Origin of the sequence: Endozoicomonas sp. ONNA1 (genome assembly GCF_024606325.1) — a bacterium.
Taxonomy (GTDB): Bacteria; Pseudomonadota; Gammaproteobacteria; order Pseudomonadales; family Endozoicomonadaceae; genus Endozoicomonas_A.
The window spans coordinates 1-4,434 of record NZ_JAHHPN010000434.1; the positions used below are offsets into that span (position 1 = coordinate 1).

The 4,434-nt window shown below is 50.4% G+C and carries 5 protein-coding genes; 4 read left to right on the forward strand and 1 reads right to left on the reverse strand.

What is annotated here, in order from left to right:
• The first annotated feature begins 140 nt into the window (after window positions 1–140).
• From KDK19_RS09940 to KDK19_RS09955, 4 genes are all read left to right on the forward strand, one after another.
• Complete coding sequence (locus KDK19_RS09940; RefSeq protein WP_257280118.1) at window positions 141–662, forward strand: hypothetical protein; 522 nt, start codon at window positions 141–143, stop codon at window positions 660–662.
• Window positions 663–768: 106 nt separating this feature from the next.
• Window positions 769–2,079: a DEAD/DEAH box helicase gene (locus KDK19_RS09945; protein WP_257280117.1), complete on the forward strand. Its 1,311-nt coding sequence runs from the start codon at window positions 769–771 to the stop codon at window positions 2,077–2,079.
• A gap of 85 nt (window positions 2,080–2,164) precedes the next feature.
• The gene (locus KDK19_RS09950) at window positions 2,165–2,566 is read left to right on the forward strand and encodes an SMI1/KNR4 family protein (RefSeq protein WP_257280116.1); all 402 of its coding nucleotides are present in this window, start codon (window positions 2,165–2,167) and stop codon (window positions 2,564–2,566) included.
• A gap of 135 nt (window positions 2,567–2,701) precedes the next feature.
• On the forward strand, window positions 2,702–3,691 hold the full coding sequence (locus KDK19_RS09955) for a rhodanese-related sulfurtransferase (RefSeq protein ID WP_257280115.1): 990 nt from the start codon (window positions 2,702–2,704) through the stop codon (window positions 3,689–3,691).
• A gap of 40 nt (window positions 3,692–3,731) precedes the next feature.
• Here the strand turns inward: KDK19_RS09955 and KDK19_RS09960 are convergent, their stop codons facing one another.
• Window positions 3,732–4,346: a hypothetical protein gene (locus tag KDK19_RS09960; RefSeq protein ID WP_257280114.1), complete on the reverse strand. Its 615-nt coding sequence runs from the start codon at window positions 4,344–4,346 to the stop codon at window positions 3,732–3,734.
• Between the last annotated feature and the right edge of the window lie 88 nt (window positions 4,347–4,434).

The following is a 4,434-nucleotide window of genomic DNA, read 5'->3' on the forward strand; positions in this document are numbered from 1 at the left end:
CTCAATTTCTTGCAATCCTCGCTACGGACGCTTAAGTCCGACAGGCTGCTAGCCAGAACAATTCCCTTCTCCCTTAGAACTTATCCGATCAATTCTTGTCCAAATTAGTACTTCAGTAATAAAAATATTTGGAGAAGGATATGAAAATCAGACTGAACAACATTTTATTCAGCGTGCTTGTTTGCCTGGCCAGTTTTGCCAATGCTGAGAACCTCTGCAAACTGCCCGCCGGGAACTACTCTGGCACGTCAAAAATCACTTTTGATCGCTCCAGTGGCAGGGTGGAACAGTTTCATATGGAACTGAAGATCGCCCCTGACAGCAAAACCTCTGGCATCCTCAAGCTGTTCGAACTGGACATGGATCCATCAGGCGCCCTCCACCATAAACTCATCAAAAATGAATACTTTACACTGGCCGACTGCAGCTCTGATGCCAGCTTCAAGCTGAAAGGCCCTGAACTCGACGGTTTTGTCAAGGTTATGAATATCAACCAGAGTCTGGGAGAGATCACCCTGACGGGGGCTATCAATACCTATGAAGAGGGTTTTTATGGCATGGCTCAATGGTTTTATGACAGCGCCGGGTCGATGGCCGGAACCGAAAGTCACTACGAGATGGAGTTCCGAAAACTGCCTATTCGGCTGCGCAAACAGTTCTGAGCCACATCCCCATTGCATTGAGAGCGGGTAAACCCCAATGCACAACACCACGGACTGCTGTACAATCTCCGGCCCATTTCATGTCTTAAGAGGTCTACAGATCAACATGACTGATTTTTCATCCCTTGGTTTGTGTGAACCTCTACTTCAGGCCGTCGCAGAACAAGGTTATAAAAAAGCCTCCCCGATTCAGGCCAAAGCCATTCCGATGGTTCTGACAGGTCGCGATGTCATGGCATCAGCCCAAACCGGAACGGGCAAAACGGCGGGTTTCACCCTGCCGCTGTTGCACCGCCTGTCAGAAATGCGGACGCTCAAGAATCATCCTGTTCGCGCCCTGATTCTGGTACCCACCCGAGAGCTGGCTGTTCAAGTTGGCGAGAGTGTCATTCGCTATGGTTCAAACCTCTCTCTTCGCTCAGCCGTCGCCTACGGCGGTGTTGATATAGAGCCCCAGATAACAACGCTTCAAGAAGGGGCGGATGTCCTCACAGCGACACCAGGCCGACTGCTGGACCTGATTCGAAAACAACATTTGACCCTGGATCATCTGAAAATTCTGGTTCTGGATGAGGCCGACAGAATGCTGGATCTTGGCTTTAAGGCCGAGCTTGATCAGATTCTTGAGGTTTTGCCCGTCAGGCGGCAGAACCTGCTTTTTTCTGCAACCTTCTCCAAAGAGATCAAGGCGCTGGCCCATGAATTCCAGCGTCATCCGGTCAAAATTGAAGTAGAGACCCCCAACTCCGCGGCCAACACCGTCAAACAGTCTGTCTATCCTGTGGATCAGCATGATAAGCCGGAAATCCTCAGCTATATCATTGAAGGTGGCAAATGGGAGCAGGTTCTGGTTTTCGTTCGCACCAAAAAAGCTGCCGAGAAAGTCGCAGACCTGTTGTCTGACGAAGGTATCAGTGCCACAGCACTGCACAGTGACAAGAGCCAACATGCTCGCAGCAGAACGCTGGTTGAGTTTCAGGCGGGTGCATACCGGATTCTGGTAGCCACCGATGTCGCCTCCAGAGGGCTGGATATGGATCAGTTGCCACTGGTTGTAAACTACGATCTGCCTAAAGTGCCGCAGGATTATGTGCATCGTATTGGTCGAACCGGTCGTGCCGGGAGCCCGGGGCGGGCGATCTCTCTGATGAACCCGGAAGAGAAAAAGCAACTGGAAGCCATTCGCAAGCTGATAAAAAAACCCCTGAAGGTTGAGCCGGTTCCTTATTTTGAAGACGGTGTTAACGTGACTTTGAATGATGCCCCCACCAAAAAGCCAGGCAAGCCACGTTCAACTTCGGGTCAACCGGGTAAAAAGCCTGCTGGCAACAAAAAGAGACCGGCATTCAAATCCCGTTCCGGCAATCCCGGAAAAAAACCTGCCCAATCTGGCAGATCAGGCAAAGGTCGCAGATAATCAGGAAACACGATTAAGCCTCATGATAGCCCCGGGTTCTTAAGGGGCTTTTCTACCGTCACAGCAGCAGTCACAGGTTATCACTATGGAAGATGTCATTGATGAACTCCGGGAAAGTGCCGTCGAGGTGCCTACGCCACTTGAGCTTCCTGACGAAGACGAGATTATCGAAGCTGAAGAGCAGCTGCTGATTCCTATTCCTTCTGACTTCCGGGAGTTTCTGCTGCAGGTCAGTGACGTTGTTTATGGTTCCATGGAACCCGTTACCATAAAAGACCCCCACTCTCACACCTACCTGCCCGAGGTGGCAGCCATCGCCTGGGATCAGGGAGTACCCAGAGACCTGCTACCGCTGTGTGAGCATAGTGGCGATTTTTATTGCGTCTCTGCAGAAGGGGAAGTGGGCCTTTGGAAGGAAGGTGACCTCTCGGAAGTCACCTGGCCTTCGGTCTGGCACTGGGCCAAGGAGGTCTGGCTGCAAAGCTGACTGGCAAACAGCCCATCCTATTTGCTATGCTTCTCTGCTGGTCTGATTCCTGACCATAAAGTTAGCCTTTTTTTTCGCCTGAAGGCTATGACACACTGCACCGGATTTACGCTCCGGCCAGCAACAGGACCCCATATGTCAATTGTCGTTTGTGCGCTGTATAAATTTGTCACTCTGGATAACTTTAAATCCATCAAGCCTGACCTTTTGAAAGTAATGGAAGATAATGCCGTTCGTGGCACTCTGCTACTTGCCCACGAAGGTATTAATGGCACCGTTGCCGGCACCCAAAGTGCTATAGACCAGCTTCTGGCCTGGCTAAAAAGCGATTCTCGCCTCGCTGAACTTGAGTACAAGTTGTCCTACACCAAAGCGATGCCTTTCAAGCGCACCAAAGTCAAACTTAAGAAAGAAATCGTCACCATGGGTGTCGAAGGTGTTGACCCTAACCAAGTGGTCGGCACCTATGTCGATGCCAAATCATGGAACGATTTGATCAATGACCCGGACGTCCTGGTGGTCGATACCCGCAATGATTACGAAGTGCAGGTAGGCACCTTCAAGAATGCCATCAATCCCAATACCGAGACATTCAGGGAGTTTCCCCAGTACGTCAGGGACCACCTGAACCCGGAGCAGCACAAGAAAGTGGCCATGTTCTGCACCGGCGGCATACGCTGCGAAAAGTCGACGGCTTACCTGAAAGAACAGGGTTTTGAAGAGGTCTTCCACCTGAAAGGCGGGATTTTGAAATATCTGGAAGAAGTACCTCAGCAAGAGTCCACCTGGGAAGGCGAATGCTTTGTCTTTGATGATCGTGTCACCGTCAATCATCAGCTTGAAAAAGGTCAGTACGACCAATGCAATGCCTGTCGTCTTCCTATTACCGTGCAGGATCAACTCAGTGAACATTTCGAACAGGGCGTCAGCTGCCCTCATTGCTATGACAAGCACACGCCGGATCAGAAGCAACGTTTCCGTGAACGTGAACACCAGATTCAGCTGGCAAGACGACGTGGAGAAGCTCACCTCGGAGGTGAAGTCGGTAATACGGTCTTGAATCGAAGAAAAGCCAAACAAGCCACTCGTGAGCAGCAGCGAGCTCTGACAGCCGGAAAACAATAAGTTTCCAGCGGACGCCTCCAGCTGGAAGCGTCCGCTATCTTCAGACAAAATACTGAATCACTATCTCAACACTGAGCTGACCTTTATTGTATTGATGCACCAATAACATACTGAACGCCAGTGTAATCAATGGAAAAAGCCGCTTTTTTTCCTCACTCAAGAAATACCAGCCACCTCCCACCAGCATCACAATCAGAATGGCCCACCGGCCTACCTCATGCTCTTGCGGTAATATATGGAACAGCACGACAATACACCCCACAATATTGAACAGGATCCACAGTGGTGAGAGTATCCCGATACTGCCCAGTATTGGAAACTTGATCAATGCTCCACCTGACCATGTCCTGGGCTGGATATCGGATGACAAATGCAACGCAATCCCCATGGCCAGACCGCCTGCAACAAAAGGTAGATCAAACATCAGAGGCAGCAGCGCCAGAAGACACGAATGAGTAATCCCTGAACGGTGACTCAATCCCGGAAAAACCAGATCAATATCCGGCAATCGAATGCCGGCAACCAGCCCACTCAGGAAAAGCAATGCCGATTCAAAACGGGCAATCACCTGAAAATAATCGGGAAAGTAATGACGCCCTGCGAGTACAGAAGCCGCCAGCAGGCAACCTGCTAGCGGAGAAGTGATATATCGCATACAGCCGGTGTAACAAAAAATATGAGGGTGAAACCATTCTAGCAGCCTGTCGGACTTAAGGCTGTCCTACTGCGGTTGCAATAAATTG